At 61.4% G+C, this 24,771-nt stretch carries 16 protein-coding genes; 12 read left to right on the top strand and 4 right to left on the bottom strand.

Annotated features, from left to right (window positions below; genetic code table 11):
• The first annotated feature begins 3 nt into the window (after window positions 1-3).
• The 7 genes from tssG (at window position 4) to F3H95_RS12270 (ending at window position 10,869) form a co-directional block, all read left to right on the top strand.
• The gene (tssG, locus tag F3H95_RS12300) at window positions 4-1,026 is read left to right on the top strand and encodes a type VI secretion system baseplate subunit TssG (protein WP_149746187.1); all 1,023 of its coding nucleotides are present in this window, start codon (window positions 4-6) and stop codon (window positions 1,024-1,026) included.
• Window positions 1,016-2,200, top strand: a complete 1,185-nt coding sequence (locus tag F3H95_RS12295) for an FHA domain-containing protein (RefSeq protein WP_149746186.1) — start codon at window positions 1,016-1,018, stop codon at window positions 2,198-2,200. The genes tssG and F3H95_RS12295 overlap by 11 nt, the downstream gene beginning before the upstream one ends.
• The gene (tssK, locus tag F3H95_RS12290) at window positions 2,190-3,530 is read left to right on the top strand and encodes a type VI secretion system baseplate subunit TssK (RefSeq protein ID WP_149746185.1); all 1,341 of its coding nucleotides are present in this window, start codon (window positions 2,190-2,192) and stop codon (window positions 3,528-3,530) included. Before F3H95_RS12295 ends, tssK begins: the two co-directional genes overlap by 11 nt.
• Window positions 3,527-5,071 (top strand): type VI secretion system protein TssL, long form, encoded by a 1,545-nt coding sequence (gene tssL / locus F3H95_RS12285; protein ID WP_149746184.1) that lies wholly within the window; start codon window positions 3,527-3,529, stop codon window positions 5,069-5,071. The genes tssK and tssL overlap by 4 nt, the downstream gene beginning before the upstream one ends.
• Window positions 5,068-8,565 carry a type VI secretion system membrane subunit TssM gene (gene tssM, locus F3H95_RS12280; protein WP_149746183.1) on the top strand — a complete coding sequence of 1,166 codons (3,498 nt, stop codon included), beginning with the start codon at window positions 5,068-5,070 and terminating at the stop codon, window positions 8,563-8,565. The genes tssL and tssM overlap by 4 nt, the downstream gene beginning before the upstream one ends.
• Window positions 8,565-9,962, top strand: coding sequence for a type VI secretion system-associated protein TagF (gene tagF / locus F3H95_RS12275; protein ID WP_188134374.1), 1,398 nt, complete (start codon window positions 8,565-8,567; stop codon window positions 9,960-9,962). Before tssM ends, tagF begins: the two co-directional genes overlap by 1 nt.
• Window positions 9,963-10,065: 103 nt before the next feature.
• Window positions 10,066-10,869 (top strand): protein kinase, encoded by an 804-nt coding sequence (locus tag F3H95_RS12270; RefSeq protein ID WP_188134373.1) that lies wholly within the window; start codon window positions 10,066-10,068, stop codon window positions 10,867-10,869.
• Here the strand turns inward: F3H95_RS12270 and F3H95_RS12265 are convergent, their stop codons facing one another.
• From F3H95_RS12265 to F3H95_RS12250, 4 genes are all read right to left on the bottom strand, one after another.
• Window positions 10,870-12,012 (bottom strand): polysaccharide biosynthesis/export family protein, encoded by a 1,143-nt coding sequence (locus F3H95_RS12265; RefSeq protein WP_149746180.1) that lies wholly within the window; start codon window positions 12,010-12,012, stop codon window positions 10,870-10,872. It lies immediately after the preceding gene.
• Window positions 12,013-12,428: 416 nt separating this feature from the next.
• A complete protein-coding gene (locus F3H95_RS12260; protein WP_149746179.1) occupies window positions 12,429-14,888 on the bottom strand; it encodes a TylF/MycF/NovP-related O-methyltransferase in 2,460 nt (819 codons plus the stop codon).
• An 8-nt stretch (window positions 14,889-14,896) separates the two neighbouring features.
• A complete protein-coding gene (locus F3H95_RS12255) occupies window positions 14,897-16,993 on the bottom strand; it encodes a hypothetical protein (protein ID WP_149746178.1) in 2,097 nt (698 codons plus the stop codon).
• Complete coding sequence (locus tag F3H95_RS12250) at window positions 16,990-17,934, bottom strand: class I SAM-dependent methyltransferase (protein ID WP_149746177.1); 945 nt, start codon at window positions 17,932-17,934, stop codon at window positions 16,990-16,992. Before F3H95_RS12250 ends, F3H95_RS12255 begins: the two co-directional genes overlap by 4 nt.
• Window positions 17,935-18,382: 448 nt before the next feature.
• Between F3H95_RS12250 and F3H95_RS12245 the strand changes: the two genes are divergently transcribed.
• The 5 genes from F3H95_RS12245 (at window position 18,383) to F3H95_RS12225 (ending at window position 24,653) form a co-directional block, all read left to right on the top strand.
• Window positions 18,383-20,023, top strand: coding sequence for an ABC transporter ATP-binding protein (locus F3H95_RS12245; RefSeq protein WP_149746176.1), 1,641 nt, complete (start codon window positions 18,383-18,385; stop codon window positions 20,021-20,023).
• Window positions 20,024-20,318: 295 nt separating this feature from the next.
• Window positions 20,319-20,804: a MarR family winged helix-turn-helix transcriptional regulator gene (locus F3H95_RS12240; RefSeq protein WP_149746175.1), complete on the top strand. Its 486-nt coding sequence runs from the start codon at window positions 20,319-20,321 to the stop codon at window positions 20,802-20,804.
• Window positions 20,801-21,514: an SDR family NAD(P)-dependent oxidoreductase gene (locus F3H95_RS12235; protein ID WP_149746174.1), complete on the top strand. Its 714-nt coding sequence runs from the start codon at window positions 20,801-20,803 to the stop codon at window positions 21,512-21,514. Before F3H95_RS12240 ends, F3H95_RS12235 begins: the two co-directional genes overlap by 4 nt.
• Before the next feature lies 1 nt (window position 21,515).
• On the top strand, window positions 21,516-22,847 hold the full coding sequence (locus F3H95_RS12230; RefSeq protein WP_149746173.1) for an FAD-binding oxidoreductase: 1,332 nt from the start codon (window positions 21,516-21,518) through the stop codon (window positions 22,845-22,847).
• A gap of 141 nt (window positions 22,848-22,988) precedes the next feature.
• Window positions 22,989-24,653 (top strand): peptide ABC transporter substrate-binding protein, encoded by a 1,665-nt coding sequence (locus tag F3H95_RS12225; protein ID WP_149746172.1) that lies wholly within the window; start codon window positions 22,989-22,991, stop codon window positions 24,651-24,653.
• Window positions 24,654-24,771: the final 118 nt, after the last annotated feature.

Raw genomic sequence — 24,771 nt, 5'->3', positions numbered from 1 at the left:
CCGATGGACGCAGGATCGGTTGATCAGTTTCCTGATGTGCTTGCCGAACGGCTGGTGCGGGATCCCGGCAGTTTCGAACCCGTTACGGCGCTTCGGGTTGCCCAGGCGGTCAGTCCGGACGGCCTGGATGTGGTTGCGCCTGTGGGCGTGGATCCGGCGCCGCTTGCGGTCAGCGGATTCGAGCGGAGCGAAAGACGCAGCCGGATTCGTTCGCTGTTTGCGAGCCTCAGCGGGCCGGTGGGCGCGTTGCCTCCCTCCTATAATCAGCTGATTCTGCGCGAGGAGCGGCAGCGTTCACGCGCATTTTCTGCATTTCTCGATGTTTTCAACGGACGCATCAGCGAGCTGTTTGCCGATGCCTGCGAGAAATATCGGCTGGCGCGCGCTCTGCGCTGGCAAGGCAAGGAGGCGAAGGCTGGCTTCTTGCGCGCGCTTTTGTCACTCGGAGGCTTTGGCACGCGCCGAACGGTTGAGCGCGCCGGCATCAGCCGCGATTTGCCGCTGCGATTTTCGGGCTTCTTCGCGGATCGGACCCGCCATGCATCAGGTCTGGCGGCCATGCTGGAGGAACTGACCGGCGCACCGGTGCAGATCGAGCAGTTTCGGCCGCGCTGGCTGACAATTCCGCCTGCGGAACGAAGCCGGATCGGCCAGCCACAGGGCCTGCAACTCGGGACCAATGCCTCGGCTGGCTCCCGTTTTCGCGACCAGTCCGGTGGCTTTCGGGTTGTCATCGGGCCGCTTCACTATGGCGATTATCTCAGACTTTCCCCCGATGCCCGCGCCATGGGCGAGATCGTGGCGCTGACGCGGCTCTATGTCGGCCCCTCGCTCGATTTCGACGTCCAGGTGGTGCTCCGGAAGGAGGATGTCCCGGAAACGCAATTGGGCCGCTCCGGGGATCCACCGCGTCTCGGCTGGAACGCCTGGGCCAGGATCGCTCCGGCCGCGCGCGATAGCGGTGACGCCGTGGTGCAGGCCATGGCGGTGGAGAATATGGCCATGGAGGTGCAGCATGCGCCTTGAACTCGTTCTGCAGAACCCGACCTCCGCCGTGCCTGTACACCGGTGGCAGCTGGAGCGTGGACGGCGCACCGTCGGGCGCTCACCGGATTGCGACTGGCAATTGCCTGACGAGGATCGTTGCGTGTCGAAGGTCCACTGCGTGATCGAACGTCGCGGTGACAGCTTCGTGCTGGTGGATCGCAGTTCCAACGGCTCCCAGCTCGATGGCTTATGGCTGCAGGATGGGGCGAGCGCGCCGCTGCGTGACGGCAGCATGCTTGGCATTGGCAACCTGTCGTTCCGCGTATCGATCCTTGGGGAGCGCGTGGCCCCGCAGGAGGATCCGGACGACAGCCTTTCGCTGAGCCCGGAGACGCCGACGATCTCTTCCATTCTGTCGGATATCGTTCCGGCAGGTCAGATGGCGAGCGGTGTGTTGGTGGCACCGGAGCGGGATGATCCCTTCGCCTTCATCCAGTCCCCGAAGTCGGCTGCCGCCTCGTCTCGGAATGTCGAGATCGGCTGGGATGGTCCGCCGGAACCCGACAGGCACGCAAAGGTGCTGCCAGAGAACTGGTGGGAAGAGACGGAGCCGGACATGCCGCTCGGTCATGTGCTCGAGCATAGCGCCGCGACCCGTGTTTCCATCGGTGTAAGCCGCGCATCGGAGGTCGGCGGCAGGCGCGATGATGTCCGGATCGTCCAGGCAATGGAGCCGGATTTCGAGCCCTTGCCAGGTGCTGACGCTTCTCGCTCCCACGAGGTTGAGCTGCTGTTGAAACCGCTGGAACAGGCGCTGGAGCAGACGCTTGCCACCTTGCAGATCTCAGGGGCTGTGCCGGATGCGAATGCGCCCGGCGCGTCCCCGGGGCAGGGGCGGCTCTCCTCAAGGCTTCGGGCTCTCCTTTCCATGCAGCTTCGAGTGAACGAGGCAATCGAGACAATGTTCAGCGAATGCGGCCGTCTCTTCGATCCGCGGCTGATCGCGGCGCGCGCCGATGCAGAAGCCGGGCGTGGATTCAGCTGGTCCCGAGAGGCGATCTACTGGCGCTTCTACAGTCGGCAATTCGACACTGCCGCATGCGCCCTCTCTGCTGCCGACCTGCTGCGGAAAACCTATTCGACAGATGAACCAAAGGAATCGGCAGGCGTGGAAAGTGCCTCCAGGGAAGGAAAGCGGCCCGATGCGATATGAGAACCGTGTGGCCTGGAGCGAAGGCATGTTTCTCCGGGTCCAGCATTTCCAACAGGCAGATCGCTGGACGGAACGCCTGGTCAGCACGACCATGCGCACACTTGCGGCCTATCCCTGGGGCGTTGCCGCCATGGAGATCGACCGGAGTGCCTTGGCCATCGGGCGGTTTGCCCTCAGCAATCTGCGGGGCATTCTTCCGGATGGAACCGCGTTTGAAGCTCCGATCGATTGCGACCTTCCGCCGGCTTTGGAACTGGATGAATCTGTCAGGAATGCCGTGATCTATCTGGCGCTGCCGACCCGCCAGCCAGGTCGTTCAGACATGGCGCTCAGTGCCGGCGCTGCGCTGCATCAGGTGCGCCATGTTGCATCCCCTTATGAGGCGCCCGATGCCAATGTCGAGACCGACTTCTCGGCCCCGATCGAGGTCAGCCGCCTTAACCTTCGCTATCTGAAGACCGGCGACGATCTGGCGGGGTTCGACCTGATCGGGCTTGCGCGCGTCATCGAAGTGCGCTCCGACAGGGCCGTCATTCTCGATCCCGACTATCTGGCGCCAAGCCTGACCTGTGCGGCAGAGCCGAGGCTCGGTGAACTGGTCAAGGAACTGCTGGGGATCGTGCGTCATCGCGCCGAGGCGATTGCCGACCGGATCGGGGATCCGACCATTCGCGGCACGGCCGAGGTTGGCGACTACTTTCTCCTGCAGATCCTTAACCGGGCTGATCCGCTGCTGCAGCATGTCGCCCATAATGCAACGCGCATTCATCCCTTGAGCTTTTATGAACTCTGCATCCAGCTGGCCGGTGAACTGGCGACCTTCACGACATCGCGAAAGCGAGCCACGGATTTTCCGCCTTATCGCCATGACGACCTGAAGGCGACCTTCGCGGCAGTCTTCGATGATCTGCGCACGTCCCTGTCAGCGGTTCTTGAACAATCCGCCGTTGCCATTGAGCTTGCGGAGCGTCGTCATGGCGTACGTGTCGGCACCATCCACGACCGCAGCCTGCTCAAAGATGCCGGTTTCGTGCTGGCCATCCGTGCCGACATGCCGGCCGAAGAGATCCGGCGCAAGCTTCCCGCGCAGATCAAGGTCGGGCCGGTGGAGCGCATCGCCGAACTTGTCAACGTGGCGCTGCCCGGCATTCCCGTGCGCCCCCTGCCGGTTCTGCCGCGCCAGCTGCCATACCGGTCCGGTACGATCTATTTCGAACTCGATACACGCAACCCCCTGTGGAGACAGCTCGAGACCTCCGGTGCCATCGCCCTTCACCTGTCCGGCGATTTCCAGGGGCTTGAAATGGAATTGTGGGCCTTGAGAGAATGAGCAACGACAGCGGTTCATCCTGGCAAAATCTTCCGACCATCGTGGAGCTGAACGAAAAGGGCGTCAACAGGCGCCAGTCTTCAGCCAGGATGGCTGATTTCCTTGACGATATCATCGGCGCTCCCGCAGCCGGCGACACGAGACCCGTGCAACCGTCCGAGGCCGGCGGCTGGTCCACGGAGCGACTGGTGGCGGATTTCACGCTGGGCGGCGAGGAGGTGCCGACGCTCGTTCGGTCTGCCGCCCCGCTGCTGAACCTGTCGCACACCATCCGTCATACGAACGAACAGCCTGATATCGCAGAGCTTCGGCGTGTGGCCATCGATGCTGTCAATCGCTATGAACGCGATCTGGCCGGCGCGCGCATTGCGCCGGACCGAGCCCGGGCTGCGCATTACATTGTCTGTGCCACGCTGGATGATGTGGTCCTCAGCAAGCCTTGGGGGGTGGCGGCGGGCTGGGCACGGTCCGGTCTCGTATCCACATTCCATATGGATGTGACGGGCGGGGAGCGGGTATTCGACCTGCTGGATCATTTCCATCAGTCGCCCGGTGCATCCAGGGATATCCTTCTTCTCATTTACCTCTGCCTTTCGCTCGCATTCGAAGGCCGGATGCGGGTTTCTCCACGCGGCAATCTGGAGTTGGGTCGCGTCCGCGACAGTCTCTACAAGACATTGCTTGGCCAGTATGGGATCTTTGAGCGCGAGCTTTCACCCCACTGGAAAGGCGTCTCGGCTCGTCACAGGCCACTGAAGACGGTCACCGCGCTGTGGACGCTCCTTTCCATCCTCGCGCTGCTGTTCGGCCTGGGCTACCTCTTCTTCACGTTCTCCCTCAATTCCGTCTCGGACGGAACCCTTGGCCGGCTGGCATCCCTGCCGCCGACGGGTGCAGTCAGCGTTGCGATGACGACGCCCCCGGCACCACGGCCTGTCCCCGAAAAGCCTGCCGAACCCGCTCCGCAGGTGGCTGTTGCGCCCATTGCGCCGAAGGTCGAGGCGCCGCCAAAACCAACACCACTGGAGAACTTCCGGGCGTTCCTTCAGCCGGAGGTCGAGAAGAATCTCGTGACGCTTGCCGATGTCAACGGCCGCCTGCGGATTCGGATCAACAACTCCGGCTTGTTCGAAGTTGGCAGCGCTGAGGTGAGCGATAACTTCCGGGGTCTGCTCGAGCGCATCGGCGGCGCACTTTCTGCCGAACAGTTTCGTGCGGTCGTCGTCGGCTACACCGACAACACCCCCATCCGCACGGTGCAGTTCCCGTCCAACTGGCACCTGTCGGAGGCACGGGCGAAGGCTGTCGGCGAAATCCTTGCCGCCTATACCGGACCGGAGGCCATCCTGACCGAAGGGCGTGCAGACAGCGATCCGATTGCGCCGAATACCACGGCTGAAGGCAGGGAAGTAAACCGAAGAACCGAGATCCTGGTTCTGACCAACCCGCAGCAGCGCCTGAACGAGGCTGGCCTCACGGCTCCTGCCGTCAGAACCCAGACCGAACCTGCCTCTCAGCAAAGACCGGGTGATGCGCAATGAACCCGTTGAGCATTTTCTATACGATCCGATCCTATGTCGATTCCTATGCCGGATTGATCGGCCGACGTTTTATCTCGGTCATCTGGCTTGTGGCGCTGTGCGTCATCATCTGGTTCTACGGTTCGCTGCTGGCGTTCGGGCAATGGAAGCCGCTCGTCAGCGTCAATGCCCGGCTTGTTGTGATTGCCGCGCTGGTCCTCGCCTGGGTTGTCTATATTGCCGTCACCATCATCCGAAGCCGCCGGCGTGATGCCGCTCTTGTCGATGGCATCGAGCAAAGCGCTGCAGCGGAGGCAGAGGCCAGCCAGCGCGCCGAGGTAGGCGAAATTTATCAGCGGCTGAAGGAGGCTCTGACGCTGCTGCGCCGCGTCACCCGCAAGCGTTTCGGCTACATCTACGAACTGCCCTGGTATGTGATTTTCGGCGCACCCGGGTCCGGCAAGACGACGGCGCTCACCCAGTCCGGCCTGAATTTCCCGCTCGGCGATGCCCTGGGCAGCAACTCGGTCCAGGGGATTGGTGGCACGCGGAACTGTAACTGGTGGTTTACGGACGAGGCCATCCTGATCGATACGGCCGGGCGCTATACGACGCAGGATGATCTGAACGGCACGGCCAAGGCCGGATGGGAGGGCTTTCTCGGCCTCTTGCGCCGGTATCGGCGGTCTCAACCCATCAATGGTGCCCTTGTCACGCTATCGGTCGGAGATCTGCTGGAACGCGATCCGCAGGCCCAGAAGGAGGAAATCCGTATCATTCGCCAGCGTCTCGCGGAGCTGGACGAACAGTTGCAGGTCCGGGTTCCCGTCTACATCGTCCTGACCAAGGCCGACCTTCTGACGGGCTTTGTCGAGTTCTTCGATGGCTTCGGCAAGTCGGACCGCGAACAGGTCTGGGGCATGACCTTCGCTCTGGATACGAGCGACAAGGCGAGCGAGTTGGCAAAGGCGTTCGGTGCCGAATTTGCGCTGTTGCAGGAGCGTGTCAGCGCGCTCCTTCTGGAGCGGCTGCAACAGGAGCCGAACGCGGAAATCCGCGGCCGTATCTTCCGTTTTCCGGCACAGCTCGCCTTGCTGCGCGAGAGACTGGACGACGTCATGACCGAACTTGCGGCCACCTCGAAGCTGATGGAGCCGCCTTTGATCCGTGGCATCTATCTGGCTTCCGGCACGCAGAACAGTCCGGAATCTGTCGATCTGGCACCGGTGCGGCCACGCCGGAGCTACTTCCTGAAGCGTCTCTTCCACGACGTGATCTTTGAGGAAGCAGCCCTCGTGGCACGCGACAGGCGTCTGAGCCGCCGGCAGCTCATCATCCGGCGTTCGATCTATGCGATGGCGACCGCCTTCGTTCTCGTCGTGCTGGCAAGCTGGATCGCGACCTACTGGCAAAACAGCGTGGCTCTTGCCGATGCGGATCGGCATATCGATACCTATGAGCAATTGGCCAAGGGTATCCCGGTGGAGAACGTGAAGGATACCGATTTCCTGCGGATATTGCCGCCGCTCGACAGCCTTGCGGCTATTCCCGACAGCTTCGAACAGAGCCGGACCTGGCCGATGAGTTTCGGCCTGGATCAACAGGAAAAGGTCGAGAAACGTCACCTCGATGCCTATCAGAGAGCCTTGAACGCGCTTCTGTTGCCCCGTCTGATGGTTCAGTTGCAGCGAGATATGCTAAACGAGAAAGATCCGCAGAAGGTCTTCAACGCCCTGAAGCTGTATGGGATGCTGGGGGGTGTCGGCACCATGGACGGCGACTTCGCCACCCTGCAGATGCAGGACATGTTCCGCGCCCTGTTGCCTGGAGATGCAAGGGCGGCGGCGCGCGCCGCCCTCTCGCGGCACGCGCATGCGCTCGTTCAGGGCGTTATTCCGCCCATCGAACTGGATAATCGTCTCATCGCGGAGGCGCGCGGGAAGATACGCGACATCAGCATTGCCTCTCGCGCCTACGAGATCCTGAGGAACGTCGAAGATGCACGGCGTTTGCCCGTCTGGACGCCGGCTGCTGCTCTTGGACCTCTGGGTGAACAGGCCTTCGAAAGAGGATCCGGTGCCAATCTGCGACAGGGTCTGCCCGGGCTTCTGACGGCACGTGGCTTCCAGTCGGTCGTTGGTCCTCGGCTGGATGAGGCAGCCCGTGATGCCATTGGTGAGGAGTGGGTGCGGGGAAGCTCCAATCCGCCGGATACGTCGGTTGACCAAATCGCCCAGGCCGTTTTTCAGCTTTATGTCTCGGATTTCGAGCTTCAGTGGCGAACGCTGCTCGGTGATCTCCGGGTCAAGACGCCGCAAACATTGGCGGATGCAGCCGAAGTCACCCGGCTGCTTTCCTCCGAGCCGAGTCCGATCGAGGCTCTCGTCCGATCGATCGCTGCTGCGACCGATCTCCGTTCGCCCGATGCTCTGGTCACCGGCTCGATCGGCGAGAGCGACCCTGGAAATGGCGCGAACGTTGTCGCTATCTCTTCTCTACCCGATCCCTATGCCGGGCTTCGCGATCTGCTCGGCGCTCCTGATACGAACAAGGCGACAGGCGAGGCGACGGGACCTTCCGATCAGAAGCAGCTTCCGCCTCTCAGACAACTGGTTTCAACGATACAGAAACTGCGTGAGCAGTTATCCCGGGCCTCCACTTCGACAGAGACACTTGCCAAGGTTTTCGATGTCGATGGCCAGCTGACGGCAGCCAATCAGGATCTTCTGCAACAGGCGCGGCAAATGCCTGCGCCGCTGGATGCGTGGATGGCCGGAGTGGCGGCAGATATCGGTTCGCTTGCCGTGCGGTCCGCCCGCGCCCGCATTGCAGACATGTGGGCGAGCGAAGCGGCAAACTATTGTTCCAGCGCCATTGCCAACCGCTACCCATTCGATCGAAACGCAGTCTCCGATGTTGCCATGAGCGACTTCATCCGTCTCTTCGCACCCGACGGCTTGCTGAAGACCTTCTTCAAGCAAAATCTCGAGCCCTTCGTGGACACGAGTGCATCTCCCTGGGGCTGGAAGGGGACCTTCGGGTCAGCGAGCATTCCCAGCGAAGCGATTGCCGCATTCGATAAGGCCGACCAGATTACCCGCGCCTTCTTCCCGAACGGCAGCAAGCAACCGTCGATCACCATCAATGTCACCCCTGTTTCACTCAGCGATGCGGCCAATGCCGTCATGCTGGATGTGGCGGGAGAGAAGGTGGTCTACTTCCATGGACCGATCCTGTCGAAATCGATCACCTGGCCCGGGGGGCAGGCCGCCAACAGTTCCCGTCTGGCGTTTCAGCCGGGTGGCTGGCAAGAAGCGCTGACGGTAACGGGTGACTGGTCCGCCTTCCGCCTGTTCGACCGGGCGAAACTGAGCCAGGGGAGCCAGCCGAACCTGTTCCGGGCCGTCTTCCAGAAGGGAGAGCAGACGGCGCAGTTCGACGTCCAGTTCGGTTCCGTCCTGAACCCCTTCCGCATGCCGGCACTCGATACGTTTTCATGCCCGGGGCGTTTCTGATGGCCATGCAGGACCGCTCAACCCGAACCATTCCCACGCGCGAGGCGGACCGGATTGGATTTTTCGGCAAGTTGCCAACGCATGGCGATTTCGTCGGGTGGGGGGTTCCGGTCGAGTTGCAGCGCCTGCTTCAGGACTGGCTTCAGCAAGGGCTTCAACTGCTTCGCGACAGACTGGGTGACGCGTGGTCCGGTGCCTTCAAGGCGACCCCGCCATGGCGATTCATCGTGGAGGAGGGGCTTTGGAGCGACCCCGCACTGGCCGGTGTTTTCCTGCCGAGCACGGATCGCGTGGGGCGTGCCTTTCCCCTCGTCATCATCAGCCAGATCCATGCGGCGACGGATCATCCCTTCCAGCTTTACAAGGATGAAAGCTGGTTTACCGCAGTCGAGGCCATCGGCGAGAGTTCCCTGCGCCGCGATTTTCAGCTTGAGGACTTTACCGCCGCCCTGCAAAAGTTGAGGCGTCTGCGTCCCTTCGATCCGCCGGAGGAAGCCCTGAACGCGTCTCGGGGTCGAACCAGAGAAACACTCTGGTGGAGCGTGGCGACGGCGTCCGGCACAGCGGAGGGCTTTCGCCGCTCCGGTCCGCCCCAGGCTGAAGACGTTCTTCGGCTGGTTCCTCCGCACCATATGCCTGCGCAAGGCGCCGTGGCACGGCGCCTGGAGCCGAAAGTGCACCACGACTCGACGAGCGCCCCCTTGGAGACGAAGAAGGAGCGGCCGCTGGTGCAGTGGCGACATGCGTTCCATACCCATCCCGGCACGCGTCAGCGGCGCAATTGCGATGCTCTGCTTACCTCGGACACAGCCGGCTTGTTCGCGGTGGCCGATGGTCTCGGAGACACGGCTGGCGCGGCGGAGGCTGCGAGGCTTGCGCTTCATCTTGCCGGTCAGACCGTGCTGAACGGACCGGTCGAAGCCCGGCTCCAGGAGGTCAAGGGCAAGTTTGGGCAGGCGAATTCGCTGCTTCGTTCCCGCAAGGCGCCATCGTCCGAAACCTCGGCCGATGCGGCAAGTCTGGTTGCTCTTGTCGTCGATCAGCATTCCTTTGCCGTCCTGTGGTCCGGCGACAGCCGCTGTTATCTTCTGCGGGACGGAATGCTGCGCTGTCTTACCCGCGATCACATCCAGATCGGAATGAAGAGAAGTCTGTCGCGCGCGGTCGGGTTACACCCCACATTCCACTGCGAAACCGCGATGGAGGACCTGCGGGAGAAGGATTGCTTTCTGCTGTGCAGCGCGCCCCTCAGCCGTGTCCTGCCGGAGCGGTTCATCGCTGGAATCATGGAGACGGAGACCCTGTCGGAAGTGCCGCGAAGCCTGATCGAGAACGCCCTGGTCGCTGGGTGTCCGGACAATCTGTCGAGCCTGATCGTGCATGTCGAACCCTGCTGACGCCGATCATTGCAGGGAAAAGGAGATCGCCGCGCGCTTTCGCGCGCTTTGGGACGTGCTTCGGCCGACAGGGGAGGGGACCGTTGACGAATTTCGATCCCTGATGCGCGATCGGATCCGTGATGCACTGGATCGTGGAGCGGGTATGGTGATCGACGGGCAGGAGGTCGAGTTCATCGCCAACACCTTCGTCATCGACCACCTGATTGCGGAGAATGCCGCGACAGAGGTCCACGCGGTCCGGCATCGCGACACCGGCACGATCCATGCCCTGAAATGTGCAAAGCCGGAATGTCATTCTGACCCGATCATGCGGGATTTTCTGCTCAGGGAGGCCGAGATCGGCCTGACGCTTTGCCATCCCCACATCATCCGTACGCACATGCTTCTGCGGCTTCAGGATGGCCGGCCCGCGATCCTCATGGAGAAGGGTGGTTTGTCACTTTCGGCGCGGGTGAGGCAGGGGCTCCTGTCTGCCCGCATGATCCCGGAGGTTGTGCGTGGCGTTCTGCTGGCTCTTGATCACCTCAGCCGCGTCGATCGCGTGCACGCGGATATCAGCCCGGGCAATATCCTTGTCGCCGCAGAGGATCCGTCCATCTGGAAACTCTGCGATTTCGGCCTGTGTCGCCGGCAGGGCGAGAGGCTTCCGCTTGATGATCTGGCGCGGGCCGGAACAGATGCCTTCCAGGCGCCGGAGCAGACCTCCGGCGTCGGCCCGGACCAACGATCGGATCTCTACTCGCTGGGGCGAGTCTTGCAGTGGATGCTGGATAAGCATACGCAAGGCGAACCGGTAGACGATGGTCTGCGCAGGCTTGCCGCTCACTTGACCATGGCCCGTCCCGATGATCGACCGGAGCATGCCCAAGCCTGCCTGGAACGCTATGGACTGTCGCCTCTCTGATCAGCGACTGGGTGCTACCGGCGGAGATGCCGCAGGCAGGTTCGGGCTTTTCTGGTAAACGTTGAAAAGCTTTGCGAAATCGACCAGTCCCGAGTTGCCGGCATAGAGGATGTCGCCGTTGGCCATCTGGAACTGTTGCATCAAGGCCAGAGTGGCGATGTCCTTCATGTCCGCGCGATAGATGACGGGCTTGTTGGTGACGGTCGTCGTTGCCGGCAAGAGTTTCCCGTTGCTGGAAGCCACCGGTGCATAGGTGACCTGATTGCGCAGAAGATAGACCTGGCTCGCGTCCGCCCTGTCGTCGAGCAGACCGCCGGCGCGTCCGATAGCCTGCGCCAAGGTCAGTTGTCCGGGCTCGAACTTGAACTCCCCGGTGCTTTTGAAGGCGCCCATGACCGTGAAGCTCGGAGCGCTGTCCTGAACAAAGATCTGGTCGTCCGGCAGGAGGTTCACGTTCTGCGGAGCCTCGGCCAGCACGCGCGACAAAGGTGCGCTCGCCTTTCGCGACCCGCGCATGAGCGTGACGATGGTGCTTGCCGGTGCCGAAAGCGCACCGCCTGCCATGGCAATCGCATCGGATACCCGCTCCTTGCGCGCCGAGAGCGGAACGCGGCCGGGGTTATGAACGCTGCCACCCACGGTAACAGCGTAGCCGGGGCGATCCACGACGTTCACAACGGCCTGGGGATTGACGGCGGAGCCTTTCAGACCGCTGACGATGCGGCTCTGCAACGCTTCCGGCGACGAATTCAGAACCCTCTGCTTGCCCACGAAGGGAAGCACCACATTGCCCGTGGCATCGACGGTGAAGCGTCCCAGCGGCAGTGTCCTGCTGTTGGCGGACGAGAAAAGGCCCTCCTCGCCCGTGTCGATGATGGTGACTTCAATCACATCGCCCTGTCTAAGGCGTGTGTCATTGGCTCCGCTCGAACGGAAAATCGATAGACCGGGATCGGCTGGATTGTACGTGACCTGACCGGGGGGCGCTGACGAGAGGCTGGCCTGGGACAAGCGTACAACCGGAATGTCCCTGCCCGTTGCGGGGTCTTTTGCATCATAGAAGCTCGATGCGGAGGGGCCATCCGAGGGGCGTGCGCAAGCCACCAATATCAGGCAAAATAAGGCCGTGCCGATCTTACGCATCTGATTCCCCGATAAAATTCTGCAATGTCAGCGGAACCTAGCATTCAGATGTGCTGATACAATATCACCTTCACGGCCGTATCATACATTCTCCGCAAATGACCTAATTTGTGGCGAAATTATCACGTGTTTGCGCGGTCCTCATCGGGGATGATCGCGTGGGGTCGAGATGGCGCGCGCGCATGCACGTTCCTCTGCGTCGCATTTTTTGGCCGCGGCCTACCGCGACCGGTCCAGCGAGCGTCCGGCAAGCGCATCTACACGCGCTGTAAGGTCACCAAAATGTCGTTCCATGGTGATGTCGCAGCCGTGATCGAAATCCGCATAGGCAGGAGCGACATTCGCGACGGGAACGACGATGCCGCAACCATAAACCGTCCGCGCAAACCCGCGGCTGAATAAACCAGCGGAATAGGTCAATGGCCGCGGTGAGCGCGAACAACGCGCTTCGGTAAAAGCTCGCCGCCCGGGCGTACGATTCCGGAAAAGGGCGCGCTTATTTCAACATGCGTGAAACCCAAACGCTTCAGCATGTTGATGTACCATGACAGGTTCGGGCGCCACCATTCGGCGATATCGGAATTTGCTTCGGCACCGCCGATGTAAGTCAAAGACGGCGCATCATCAGGTTCACCGATGATATCGTCGGCGATGAAGAGCGTACCACTGCAAATGCCTGCCGCTGTTGCCAGTGCTTCCAGCGGATTGATGGTATGGACCAGGATATCGCCCAGCATGACCAGATCGAATTTGCGTCCCTGCAGGGCGTGATCAAGGTCGTAGATGGTGCTGTAGACGCGCTCCACCTTGGAGTTGAGCTTCTTCTTGCAAAACGCGAATGGGCCATCGAGCAGGATGCGGTGAAGGTCACGATCGCTGAGGGCAGAGAATGCTTCGGCAATCTCCTCGTGCGGTCGGACGCTATGAAAGGGCAGACGATCCCTGATCTTGGCAAGGATCCCGGCAACCGGCTCTCCCGGAAAATGATCCCAGTGCGAGAGGCTGGGCAGTTCGACCGAAACGACGGATGCGCCACGCTTTTCGAATTCGAAGGCGAAGAAGCCTGTCGCCGAACCGACATCAAGCACAGTCTTGCCCGACATATCGTCAGGGAACCCGAACGACGGAAGAGAACTGCGGTAGTCGAAGGAACCGGGGGTCACGAGCCCATCCCCCAGATCCACCGTATGGTACCAGAAATACAGGGGATCGGCCACCATGCCCAATTCCGCACAGCGCTGGTCGAACTGCCGAACAAGCCGCAGGTGTTCGTCCCGGATCTCTGAACCCGGCCGCACGGCATCGTCCTCCGAGCGTGCTGATGCGATATCGGCGGGTGGTTTCTGCCACCAGATCGCTGTCCAGTCTATCGCGTGCATGGTTTCTGTGATGTTGTTTGCACGCCGATACTCTTCGACCGCCAGGCGACATCCTTCGACCGCACCGAAGTCGTCGATGATGACAAAACCACCGGGCGAGAGTTTCGGATACAAGGCTTCCAGGGCGACAATCGTGGATTCGTACATATCCCCGTCGAGCCGCAGCAAGGCGAAAGGACCCGCCTGCAGGTTGGGGAGTGTTTCGTCGAAGTAGCCTTCGACAAAAACGACCTGGTCATCGAGCAGGCCATATTTCCGGAAATTCTCTTCGACCTCTTTACGCGAGACGGCCAGTTCGGAAAACATGTAGTGCAGGTCGCCGGTGTCCTGACCATAAAGGTCCGGCTTTGGCGCAGGAAGGCCGGCAAAGGAGTCGGCAACATAGACACGGCGCGTCTGGTCTGATCTGGCTTCGAGGACGGCGCGCATCAGGATACAACATCCGCCGCGCCAGACACCCGTCTCGATATAGTCGCCTGGGACCTTTTCATCGATCGTGCGCTCCACCAGGGAAGCGAGGTTGCGAAGCCGCATGGCGCCCGCCATGGTATGGGCTGTCGTCGGCCAATCCGCTCCGGTCTCGCGTTTCGCCGCATCATAGACCCGTGGCAGGTCAGGGTGCATGGACGCATCGCCATAGATCGAGTTGGTGAGCGTCCGGATCATGAGATCGAGGTATCTGTCGGGATAGCGCGTCTCGTCTGGCGATGCCGTTGCGGGTTCGACGCGATCCTCTGCACCGAGTTCGATCCAGGGAAATGCTTCTTGCAATTGGCGGTGAAGGGCCGCGATCTTCGGCATGACGAGGGCCGTCTGCCCGGCGTCGTGCATGCGATAGGCGCCGAGGATTTCCGGGATGTGTGCACCTTCAAAGCCGTGGTCGATCAACCGCAGCCAGAACGCATAATCCTCAAGGCCCTCGATATCCGGAAAGCCCCCCACCTGTTCCCAGACGGAACGGCGAACCATGGAAAGGGTGTCGATGTAGTTTCCTTTCGCCAGGCGGTTGCGGTCGAACTGCTGGTAGCCATTGACTCCGTTCACGGTCCCCATGATGCGCAGCGTCGGATAGACGAAGGCGGCGGAAGAGGCATCGAGCGCGTCGAGGCAGCGGCGAACACAGTGCGGATAAATGACGTTGTCCACATCGAGCAGGAGTGCTGCGTCTGTCCTGGCAAGGCGCATGCCATTGTCTCTCGCTGCCGGCGGGCCGGATTTGGCCCGATGCCTGATCACCATTACGCGCGCAAACATATCGCGATGCCTTGCTGCCATGTGGCTCGCAATCGCGCCGCTTGCATCCGTCGAAGCGTCATCGATGATGATAAGCTCGAGGCAGACTGCCTTCTGCGACACGACACAGTCAAAGCACTCACTGAGGAAGCGGGCGCCATTCCAGACGGGAACGATGATGGTGGCATCCGGTAACGTATGCGTGTCGTGTTCGAACAGCACGTCATACGGGATTTTCGGAGAAGCCGGCAAACCTGTCTGCATCCGTGTTCTCACGCCTTTGTCGTGCCGTGGCAATCGTCAAGGAACAAAGTCTGCAACTCTCTGCCGAGACTTACCTGTTGCGTCAAATGATCGAAGGCGCGCATTCGGATCTTCTCTGCCGTCTGCATTCCAGCCTCGGTTTCAAGCAGCCAGTCGATGAGATCTGCCAGTTCATCGAGTGGTGCTTCGAGAAAATGCGTTCCCGACAGAAATTTGCTTTGAAGCGCAAGCGGCTCGGAAACGACAAGCGCGCGCTGCCAGATTCCTTGCAGCACGATCCTGTGCCACTCGAAAAAGGGCTCGTCGGACTGATGCAGATTGAGGACGATCTTGCTGCGCTGAACAAGGCCAATGGTCGCCTCGCTTTCCAGAATGGCATTGTCGCCGCTGACCAGCGGGCGGTCCCCGTCCGTCAACACGAAGTGGCAGCGCCATTTGGACAGTCTGGTGGCAAAGCGCTCGAAGATGCCGCTTCGGCGTTGCGAAAGATAGCCAATGAAAAACACGTCGATGGGGCGCGTGGACAGCGGCGCATCGAGAACCGGGGGCGTCTGCTTGATTGCCCTTTCGAGGGACCTCAATGCCGTCACATCCGGCAGGGTTTCCTGAACCGCCAGACGTGCGAAATCCTTCACGTATCCGAGCGGCAGGTAGGCGGATGGCAGTTTCAGGTGGGCCAGAACCGCGGCGGATTGCAGACTGATATCGAGGACCGCCGCAGCCGTGCGAATGGCCGGCAATCCCGCCTTGAACCACCCTGTGTGCAATTGCTCGACATTGAGAAGCACCGCCCCGGCGGCCCAGTGCATGGGCACTTTCCGCCCCTGAAACTCGATGACAAAAAATTCGTGCGGTGCGACGATGATCGCGACCGCGTCCGCAGAATGCGTCGACTCCGCCTTGGCGCGAAAGAACTCGTCCTCATGGCAAAGGCGCGCCGCAAATCCGGCCTCGATCGCGCCAGCCGTCACAAGCTCCGCAATCTCGCGCATGAAGATGTTGCCGCGCGAGTGGACGAAAACATCCATTTTGGCGCCACGTGCAAAGCGGGGCCATTGATGGTGCTCAAGGTTTGCCCTGATGGTCTCTTCGGCTGCTGCAGGATCAAGCTGAAAACGTGCGAGCACCGATTGCAGGGCATGTGGTGCAAACGGATCCGGCAGGGCAAGTCTGCCTTCGGACATCCCATGGCTGACATAGTGAACCAGCGGATTGAACCCTGCCTCAGCAACATCGGGATAGGTTTCGAGGTAGAAGCTGCCGTTGAAGGACGGGCCGGGCTGGTGACCCTTCGTCCATCCGCTTGCGATATAGAAAACAAGCGGATCGCCGACAATGCTGTCGCCGTAGCGTTCGGTGTACCAGTCGGGATCGAAAAGCCCGCTGGCGCGAACAGCGTCCAGGTCCCCTGCAATCGAGGCGGCATCGACAGAGGCCGCCGGTGCCGCGGGCATGCGGTTCTCGATCCGGCCATGGCGGATGTAGTGGAGGACCGGGTTATCGCCTGCATCCGCAACATCCCGGTATGTCTCAAGATAGAAGTTCTGATCGAAACGTGGCGAGGGATTGTGCCCGAGACGCCATCCCGTCGACAGGTAATGAAGGAGCGCGTCGTCCCCGGTCGGCACGCCATACGTGCTTCGGTACCATGTCTCGTCAAACAGGCCCGACTGCCGCAGCACGACGGCATCTTGCAGGATTTCGGGGGAGTGGACCTGATGCTCCGAAATGCTCGCATCTGCCTTCGGACCTCTGCCTGAAGCGCTTCCGGCATCCGGAAGACCAGGCAGGGCTCTGCCTTCCTCCCGTCCGTATCGGATGTAATGGATGACAGGGTTCATGCCGGCGCGGGCGACATCCACGTTCGCCATGAGATAGGCTGCGCAATCGAAGCGCGGCGATGGATTGAAACCGATGCGCCATCCGGTGTCCAGATAATGCAGGATTTCGCCTCCCTGCGGCACGTCCGGATAAGACTGCCGGTACCAGCGTGCATCGAACAATCCCGATGCGCCCAACTCGATCACCTGCCGCTCCCGTTCTCGCTGGCGCGCCCGTAGACGCCGAAGAAGCTGCAAGCCGCGACGATACAGTGACGCCATCATTTCGGCCTCGCCACGAGTGTCGCGAAGTCGGATGCCAGTTCGCCGGTCGCCATCATGACATCCTCCATGGAAATGACGGCATTGAGAAAGGCCTCGGCAAACAGATCCCCCTCTCGAAAATTACAGGCAATGTCGTGCAACATGGGATGCAGGAGCGTTCCGCCATAGGGCCTTTGCCAGATGATGTCGAAGCGCTGTTCCATGCAGGTGATCACCTCACCCGATCGTATGGATTCAGAAGGGTCCACTGCGTCAAAGAAAGACGGAGGCTGATGCTCTATCAGGGGTTTGATGATCCCGTCCGGTGTTGTGCGCATCGTTTCTGACAACATGGACAGAAAACCGTTCGTTGTCCGCATCTGCGTCTCGGTCCACCGAAAGCGGGTTGGGCCGACATATTCGTCAGCGATCAGCAGACCATTCGGCTTCAAGGCGCGCGCCACAACATCAAACAGCCGCTCAAGCTCGGTCGTATGATGCAGCGACATCTCGGCAACGATCAGATCGAAGCTCGACTCCGGCAACTCCAGCGCGTTGAGATCGCCAACCCGGTAGTCAAACGCATCAATGCCCGCTGAAATTGCCAATCTTTGGGCAGCCTCGACAGAATCTGGTGAAATGTCGTAACCGACAAGAGCATTGACGATTCCATGGCGGAAAAGACTGCGATCCTGGCGACCTCGACCGCATCCGAGAGATACGGCCCGCCCGACCGGTAACGACAGCCCGAGTTCAGGCAGCATGTCCTTCAAGACGTCGTGAAACGACCTGTCGACAAACCCGGAAATCCGCCGATTTATTGTGCGTGATACCAGAGGCTGGGCATTCCAATGGCGCCAGGGCCAACTTTCCCGGACCGGATTGTTCTTGAAGAACTCCTGGACGCGCGCGATGGCAGCATTGTCATCCGAGCCTGGCAAAAACACATGCACTCCAATCATCAACGAAGCCTGGCTGTGTAAAGACGCCGACCACGTGACCGCGCCTGCCAATAAGCCCAGGATTGAAATTTCTGTACTATTAACCGGGCGCTATAGCGGTTTTCCGGATCTGCCGCAAACGGTGAGATGACGCACGACGTGCCGTATCCGGGCCGCCTGGCAATCATGTGACGGCGCGTGGTGTGGCTGACGCATGGCCATCCGTCTGTGTCCGGCCGGGTTGGTTGTTGAGCTCATGCCTGATGGAAAGAGCATCGATGACCGACAACAGGGTAAACTCTGCTCCCCCGGGTAAAGGTCGCGATGGGTAGATCTCTGTCCCAATCCCACCGTCGCCTGCCTGCAACACATGATCACTGGACAAGATAGTGGACATCATCCACTATCTCTGTCGGCGCGATAGGTGCCGGCCAGTGCGAACATGGTGAACAAAAAACAAGGGGAACTGATGTCGCAAACCTCCACGTCGGCCGACGTGGTGTTGTCCGTTCGTCATCTCACGGTGGACCTTCCGCCGGGAATGGAGCGGGCCCACGCGGTCAAGGACATATCCTTCGATCTCCATGCAGGAGAAATTCTCTGCATCATCGGTGAATCCGGATCCGGAAAATCCGTGACCGCCAACACCATCATGGGCCTCCTGTCGCCGGCGATCAAAGTCAGCGCCGGCGAGATCCATTTCAAAGGCATCAACATTCTGGCCGCCCGGGAAGAGGAGATCCGGCCACTGCGCGGTCGCGCCGTCTCGATCATCTTTCAGGATCCGCTCTCGGCGCTCAATCCGCTGATGACTGTTGGCGACCAGATTGCCGAGGTTCTGGCCGCGCATGGGGTGGGAACTGCGGAAAGCCGAAGGGCGAAGGTTCTGGACTTGCTGGAAGAGGTGGGCCTGCCGGATCCTTCCCTGATGCGGCTGCAATATCCCTTCCGACTGTCCGGCGGCCAGCGCCAGCGCGTGATGATCGCCATGGCGCTGGCGCTCGATCCGGATGTGTTGATCGCTGACGAACCGACGACGGCGCTCGATGTCACCACCCAGGCGCAGATCCTCGATCTCATTCGCCGTATCCAGAAGCGCAAGGGCATGAGCGTGATGTTCATTACCCACGATTTCGGCGTGGTTGCCGAGATCGCCGACCGTGTGGTGGTCATGGAAAAGGGACATCTGGTGGAGCAGGGCAGGGCCGATCAGGTTCTCGTGCATCCCGCTCATCCCTATACGCGCCGGCTGGTGGCGGCTGTGCCGCGTATGCGTGCCAGCGCGGACGCTGTCAGCGATGAACCCCCGGTGGTGCTGGAGGTGGAAAACCTGGAGAAGGAATATCGCGGCAGCCGTTCGCTGTTTGCCGCGGCGCGGACGGTCAAGGCGGTCAACGGGGTCAGTTTCCGGCTGCGCAAGGGCCAGACGCTGGGTGTCGTCGGCGAAAGCGGATCCGGCAAGTCCTCGCTGGGGAAGGTACTGCTGAAGCTTCTGGAACCGGATGCTGGCCAGATCCGCTTCGACGGGCGCGACATTGCCGGCATGGCGGAGGAAAGCTTCCGCAAGATCCGTCCCTATATCCAGATGATCTTTCAGGATCCATTCGCCTCGCTCAATCCCCGTCACACGATCGGCCGGATCCTGACCGTCGGGCCGATCGCGCATGGCGTTTCAGCGCAGGAGGCGCGGTCCAAGGCGCTCCGGCTTCTGGCGCTGGTCGGTCTCGACGAGCAGGCCTATGACCGCTTCCCGCACGAGTTTTCCGGCGGCCAGCGTCAGCGGATCGGCATTGCCCGGGCGCTGATGTTCGATCCGGTCGTGCTGGTCGCGGATGAGGCGGTCTCGGCCCTCGACGTGTCGATCCAGGCGCAGATCCTCGAACTTCTGGCCCGGGTCCAGCGGGAGATGAAGATCGCGATGATTTTCATCACGCATGATTTGAGGGTCGCGAGCCAGATCTGCGATGAGGTGCTGGTCATGCACAAGGGCATCGTGGTGGAGGAGGGGCCGCCGACCCGCATCTTCCGACACCCGCAGCACGACTATACCCGCAAGCTTGTGGCCGCCATTCCCGGTGCAGACTGGGAACCGGCAGTTACAGCCGTCTGATCAGGAGCACAGCCGAACCGGGGCATCATGCCCGCGAGATGGCTCTCCTCAGGATATCCCGCCCTGTTTCGCTGGCATCCCGCGATGCCGGCGCTCTCCCTGTTTTTCCTCTTAAGTAATTGAAATTGCGAAAAAATATCGGATTCTGGCGCGAAAAATAGTTGCTATTATCCACCAATTACCCTTTCATAGCGTCACGAAACTGCAATACGGCATGGATGGAAGACCAGACGGCGGCGCCCGCACAGGGCGTCGGCGAATGGAGCCTCTTTTTGTCCATAGGAACCGAACCTTCATGCGCAAGCCGCCTGCCAGACCGCCCATCGTGCCCGAGGATATCAACATCGATGTTCTCGAGGATACGCTGAGCTTTTACATCCGCACCATCAACCTTGCCGTCTCGCGCGATCTGGACGAGCGGCTGGAGGGGCTGGATGTCGCCAAGGGCACGGGAAAGATCACCACCCTGCTTCTGGTCGATGACTATCCGGGCATCCGCCCTTCGGTGATCGCCCACCTGATCCTGCGCGACCGCTCCGCGATGGGCCGGCTGATCGACCAGATGGAGGACCACGGCCTCATCCGGCGCGAGGTTTCGCCCGACGATAGCCGTGCCCAGGAACTCTACATCACGGAGGCGGGGGCGGCACTTGCGGTGAAGATCCGAGAGATCGTGCCGAAACAGTCGCGCGATTTCTTCTCATTCATTCCCGAAGACGAACAGAGGCTGGTCATGGATATCTTGAGACGTGCCTATCGGCGGATTGTGGGGTTGCCATGATCAAGGCTCCCCAAGGATCCGTAGCACTGATTTCCGGAGCAGGCCGCGGCATTGGCCGGCATGTGGCGCTGGAACTTCTGGATCAGGGATGGTCCGTGTCGCTCGGCATGCGCCAGCCCGTTCAGCCCGACTGGGCGTCCGGCCGCGAGGAGCGCGTGCATCTGATGGCCTATGATGCCGCTGATGTCACCGGGGAGCAGCGTTGGGTGGACGCGGTGCTTTCCCGTTTCGGCCGCATCGATGCGCTGGTCGCCAATGCCGGCATCATGATCCCGAAGACGGTGATCGAGGCCGATGACGAGGATATCGATGCGATGATGGCGGTCAACGTCAAGGCGCCGCGCCGGCTGGCGAAGGCCGCCTGGGCCGCGCTCTGCGCCACGGGTCGTGGCAGGGTCATCATCCTCGCCTCGCTCTCCGGCAAGAGGGTGAAGTCGGCCGGTGCCGGCAGCTATTCGCTGTCGAAGTTCGCCGCCGTGGCCCTTGCCCATGCCATCCGCCAGACAGGCTTTGAACAGGGTGTGCGCGCCACAGCCGTCTGCCCCGGCTTTGTCGCCACCGACATGGCCGCGGCACTGACCGACCGGCCCGCCGACCGTCTGACGCAGCCGGAGGATCTCGCCCGTATCGTCGCCATGCTGCTTGCTCTGCCGAACGAGGCCTCCGTCGCCGAATTCGCTGTGAATTGCCAACTCGAGGAGTTCTTCTGACATGCCCGGTCCATTTGTCGTTCCCGTCCATGGCGATGCCGAACTGCCGAAACAGGTGGATGTCGTCGTCATCGGCGGCGGGATCATCGGAACCTCGACGGCGCTGGAACTTGCCGATGGCGGCCTGAAGGTTGCCCTGTGCGAAAAGGGCGGCATCGGCCACGAACAATCCAGCCGCAACTGGGGCTGGGTACGCATTTCCCGGCGTGATCCGCGCGAAGTGCCGCTGATGGCGGAATCGCTTCGCATCTGGGCCGATCTCAATCGGCGCACGGGGCGGGAAACAGGCTTCAAGCGCTCCGGCATCGTCTTCACCTGCGCCGACGAGAAGCAGTTCGACGAGCACGAGAGATGGAATCGCAATCTCGAAGGCTATCAGATCGAAAGCCGCATGCTGAGTGCCGCAGAATTCAACGAAAAGTATCCCGGCAACCGGATGAAGATTGCCGGGGCGCTCTATACCGCCGGCGATTGCCGCGCCGAACCGCAGAGGGCAGCGCCTGCGATTGCGGAAGCCGCGCGTGATCGCGGGGCGCATATCCTCACGGAATGTGCGGTGCGCGGCCTGCAATTGTCCGGTGGCCGTGTGTCCGGCGTCGTGACCGAGCGTGGCGAGATAGCCTGTCAGGCCGTGGTGCTGGCCGGAGGCGCCTGGTCCAGCCTGTTCATGGGCAATAATGGCCTCGACCTGCCGCAGCTGAAGGTGCTGAATTCCGTCTTGCGCACCAAGCCGCTCGAAGGCGGGCCGGAAGAGGCGATCTGGGCCAGCGGCTTTGCGCTGCGCAAGCGTCAGGACGGCGGCTACACGATCGCTGACGGCACGCAGAACATCGTCGATCTCGTGCCGGCGTCCTTCCGCTACGCCATGAAGTTCATGCCGGCCTTTGCGCACGAATGGCGCTCCCTTCGGTTTCGGCTCGCGGGCCGCTTCTTCGACGAGGCGCGCATCCCGAGGCGCTGGGCACTCGATGAGGCCTCACCCTTCGAATACAACCGCGTGCTTGATCCCATCCCGTCCAAGGCCATGTCGGATGCGGCGTTGAAGCGCCTGTCGGAGGCTTTTCCGGTCTTCAGGAATGCCGAGATCGCCCAGCGCTGGGGCGGCATGATCGACGTGACGCCGGATGCGGTGCCGGTCATCGATGCCATCGACGCGATCCCCGGTTTCCATGTCGCTACCGGTTTTTCCGGCCATGGCTTCGGCATCGGCCCGGGTGCCGGTCGCCTGATGGCGGATATCGTCACCGGCCGCAGCCCGATCGTCGAGCGCCGCGATTTCCGGTTCAGCCGCTTTTCCGACGGTTCGAAGATCAAACTGATCAGCGGCTTCTGACGCGCCCCGCGACCGGCGGCTCTGCCGCCTGTCGCCCTTGCAGACCGGCAGGTGACTGCCGGCGGGAGGCTTACCGCCCGCAGAGGCGGATGCAACGACGTGACATCAAAGACAATCCATCGACAAAAAGGGGAACTGACCATGTCCGATCAATCCAAGCCGTTTACTGCCACCACACGCCGCCAGGCGCTCGGCCTTCTCGCGCTCGGCGCGTCCGGCGTCGTGCTGAGCGGTCTTCCCGGCCTCTCGCGTGCCTTCGCGAAGGAGGCCAAGACGCCCAAGGGGCAGTTGACCATCGGTTTCTCGCAGGAGCCGACCGTCTTCAATCCGCACATGCCGCATATCGAGGTGGATGAAGGCATCCATTTCAGCATCTTCGATCCGCTGTTCTATGTGGACGAGAAGGGCGCCTTCGTCGCAGCGCTTGCCGCCGAGGTGCCGACCGTCGAGAATGGCGGCATTTCCGCCGATGGTCTCTCCTGGAAGATCAGGCTGCGGGACGACGTGAAATGGCATGACGGAAAGCCCTTTACGGCCGAAGACGTCAAATTCACGCTCGAACTGCTGGTCGATCCGAACTTTCGGTCCTGGCGCAAGACCGGCCATGAATATGTGCGCGATCTCACCGTCGTGTCGCCCACCGAAATCACCTGGAAGATGGAAAAGCCCTTCGCGCCATATCCATCCATCCTCGCCTCCACCTTCATCACCCCGAAGCATATCCTCGGCGCCGCCGCTGACAAAAATACCGCGCCCTACAACAATGCGCCGATCGGCACCGGTCCGTTCAAGTGGAAGGAGCGTGTGGCCGGCGATTACATCCTGCTTGAGGCCAATGCCGATTACTTCGGCGATGGGCCGCATCTGCAGCGGCTGATCTACAAATATGTGCCCGATCTCAACGTCATGTACACGCAGTTCAAGACCGGGGACATCGATGTCGTCGGCCTGCAGTGGATCACGCCCGATCATTATGACGAGGCAAAGGCGCTGCCGGGCAAGGTGGTCACGGTCGTGCCGGGCTCCACGGTCGAATCCTTTACCTTCAACATGGAGCGTCCGCAGTTCAAGGACCCGAAGGTGCGCGAGGCGCTCTACCACGCCATCGACAAGCAATCGATCATCGATGCGCTTTACTATGGTCTGCCGACGCCGACCGAAAGCTATGTGCCGCAGCAGTCCTTCTATTACAATCCGGATCTGCCGAAGCACGAATACTCGATGGAGAAGGCCAAGAATCTACTTGATGAGGCCGGCTGGAAGCCGGGAGCGGACGGCGTCCGCGCCAAGGATGGCGTGAAGCTTTCCTTCACCTGCTCGACCACGGCGGGCAACCACATCCGCGAGCAGGTGCAGCAGTACATGCAGCAGTCCTTCAAGGAACTGGGCGTGGAGATGACCATTTCCAACCTGCCGCCGGCCGTCATGTGGGGTGATTACTGGATGCTGTCGCAGTTCGACACCGTGATCGTCGGCCTCGATTTCCTGACCGGCCCGGATCCCGACACGTCGGATTTCTTCCGCTCTAACTCCAGTCCGGCCAAGGGCGGTTCCGGCCAGAACACCTGGCAGTTCGCCAACAAGGAGGTGGACGAGCTGCTGGCCAAGGGTGGCAGCCTGTTCGTGCCGGCCGAGCGCAAGACCGCCTATCTGAAGATCCAGGAGATCATGCGCAAGGAGCTGCCGTTCCTGCCGCTGTTCCAGTACGCAACGGTGCGCGGCCACAAGCAGGGCGTGGAGAATGTTGTCTTCAACATCAACACGCGCATCGACACCTGGAACGTCGGAAGCTGGAGCCTCAACTGATCGCAGCAAAGGCCGGGCTGGTTCAGTGCCCGGCCCGTCGCGTCGCGACGACCGGCGAGGAAGGCGGGCTCCGCAGGGGCGTGTCTGACGCCGGCCGTCGCCGACGATCCCGAAGGCC

Source organism: Rhizobium sp. RU35A (assembly GCF_900156005.1).
Classification (GTDB): domain Bacteria; phylum Pseudomonadota; class Alphaproteobacteria; order Rhizobiales; family Rhizobiaceae; genus Neorhizobium; species Neorhizobium straminoryzae.
This window is presented reverse-complemented; position numbering and strand designations above follow the sequence as displayed.

What these genes read in the sequence shown, in the direction of transcription:
- F3H95_RS12265 (WP_149746180.1), bottom strand. Translation starts at nt 12,012, where the DNA reads ATGCGTAAGATCGGCACGGCCTTATTTTGCCTGATATTGGTGGCTTGC.
- F3H95_RS12260 (WP_149746179.1), bottom strand. Translation starts at nt 14,888, where the DNA reads ATGCAGACAGGTTTGCCGGCTTCTCCGAAAATCCCGTATGACGTGCTG.
- F3H95_RS12245 (WP_149746176.1), top strand. Translation starts at nt 18,383, where the DNA reads ATGTCGCAAACCTCCACGTCGGCCGACGTGGTGTTGTCCGTTCGTCAT.
- tagF (WP_188134374.1), top strand. Translation starts at nt 8,565, where the DNA reads ATGGCCATGCAGGACCGCTCAACCCGAACCATTCCCACGCGCGAGGCG.
- F3H95_RS12270 (WP_188134373.1), top strand. Translation starts at nt 10,066, where the DNA reads ATGCGCGATCGGATCCGTGATGCACTGGATCGTGGAGCGGGTATGGTG.
- F3H95_RS12240 (WP_149746175.1), top strand. Translation starts at nt 20,319, where the DNA reads ATGCGCAAGCCGCCTGCCAGACCGCCCATCGTGCCCGAGGATATCAAC.
- tssK (WP_149746185.1), top strand. Translation starts at nt 2,190, where the DNA reads ATGCGATATGAGAACCGTGTGGCCTGGAGCGAAGGCATGTTTCTCCGG.
- F3H95_RS12250 (WP_149746177.1), bottom strand. Translation starts at nt 17,934, where the DNA reads ATGATTGGAGTGCATGTGTTTTTGCCAGGCTCGGATGACAATGCTGCC.
- tssM (WP_149746183.1), top strand. Translation starts at nt 5,068, where the DNA reads ATGAACCCGTTGAGCATTTTCTATACGATCCGATCCTATGTCGATTCC.
- tssG (WP_149746187.1), top strand. Translation starts at nt 4, where the DNA reads ATGGACGCAGGATCGGTTGATCAGTTTCCTGATGTGCTTGCCGAACGG.
- F3H95_RS12235 (WP_149746174.1), top strand. Translation starts at nt 20,801, where the DNA reads ATGATCAAGGCTCCCCAAGGATCCGTAGCACTGATTTCCGGAGCAGGC.
- F3H95_RS12230 (WP_149746173.1), top strand. Translation starts at nt 21,516, where the DNA reads ATGCCCGGTCCATTTGTCGTTCCCGTCCATGGCGATGCCGAACTGCCG.
- F3H95_RS12295 (WP_149746186.1), top strand. Translation starts at nt 1,016, where the DNA reads ATGCGCCTTGAACTCGTTCTGCAGAACCCGACCTCCGCCGTGCCTGTA.
- F3H95_RS12255 (WP_149746178.1), bottom strand. Translation starts at nt 16,993, where the DNA reads ATGATGGCGTCACTGTATCGTCGCGGCTTGCAGCTTCTTCGGCGTCTA.
- F3H95_RS12225 (WP_149746172.1), top strand. Translation starts at nt 22,989, where the DNA reads ATGTCCGATCAATCCAAGCCGTTTACTGCCACCACACGCCGCCAGGCG.
- tssL (WP_149746184.1), top strand. Translation starts at nt 3,527, where the DNA reads ATGAGCAACGACAGCGGTTCATCCTGGCAAAATCTTCCGACCATCGTG.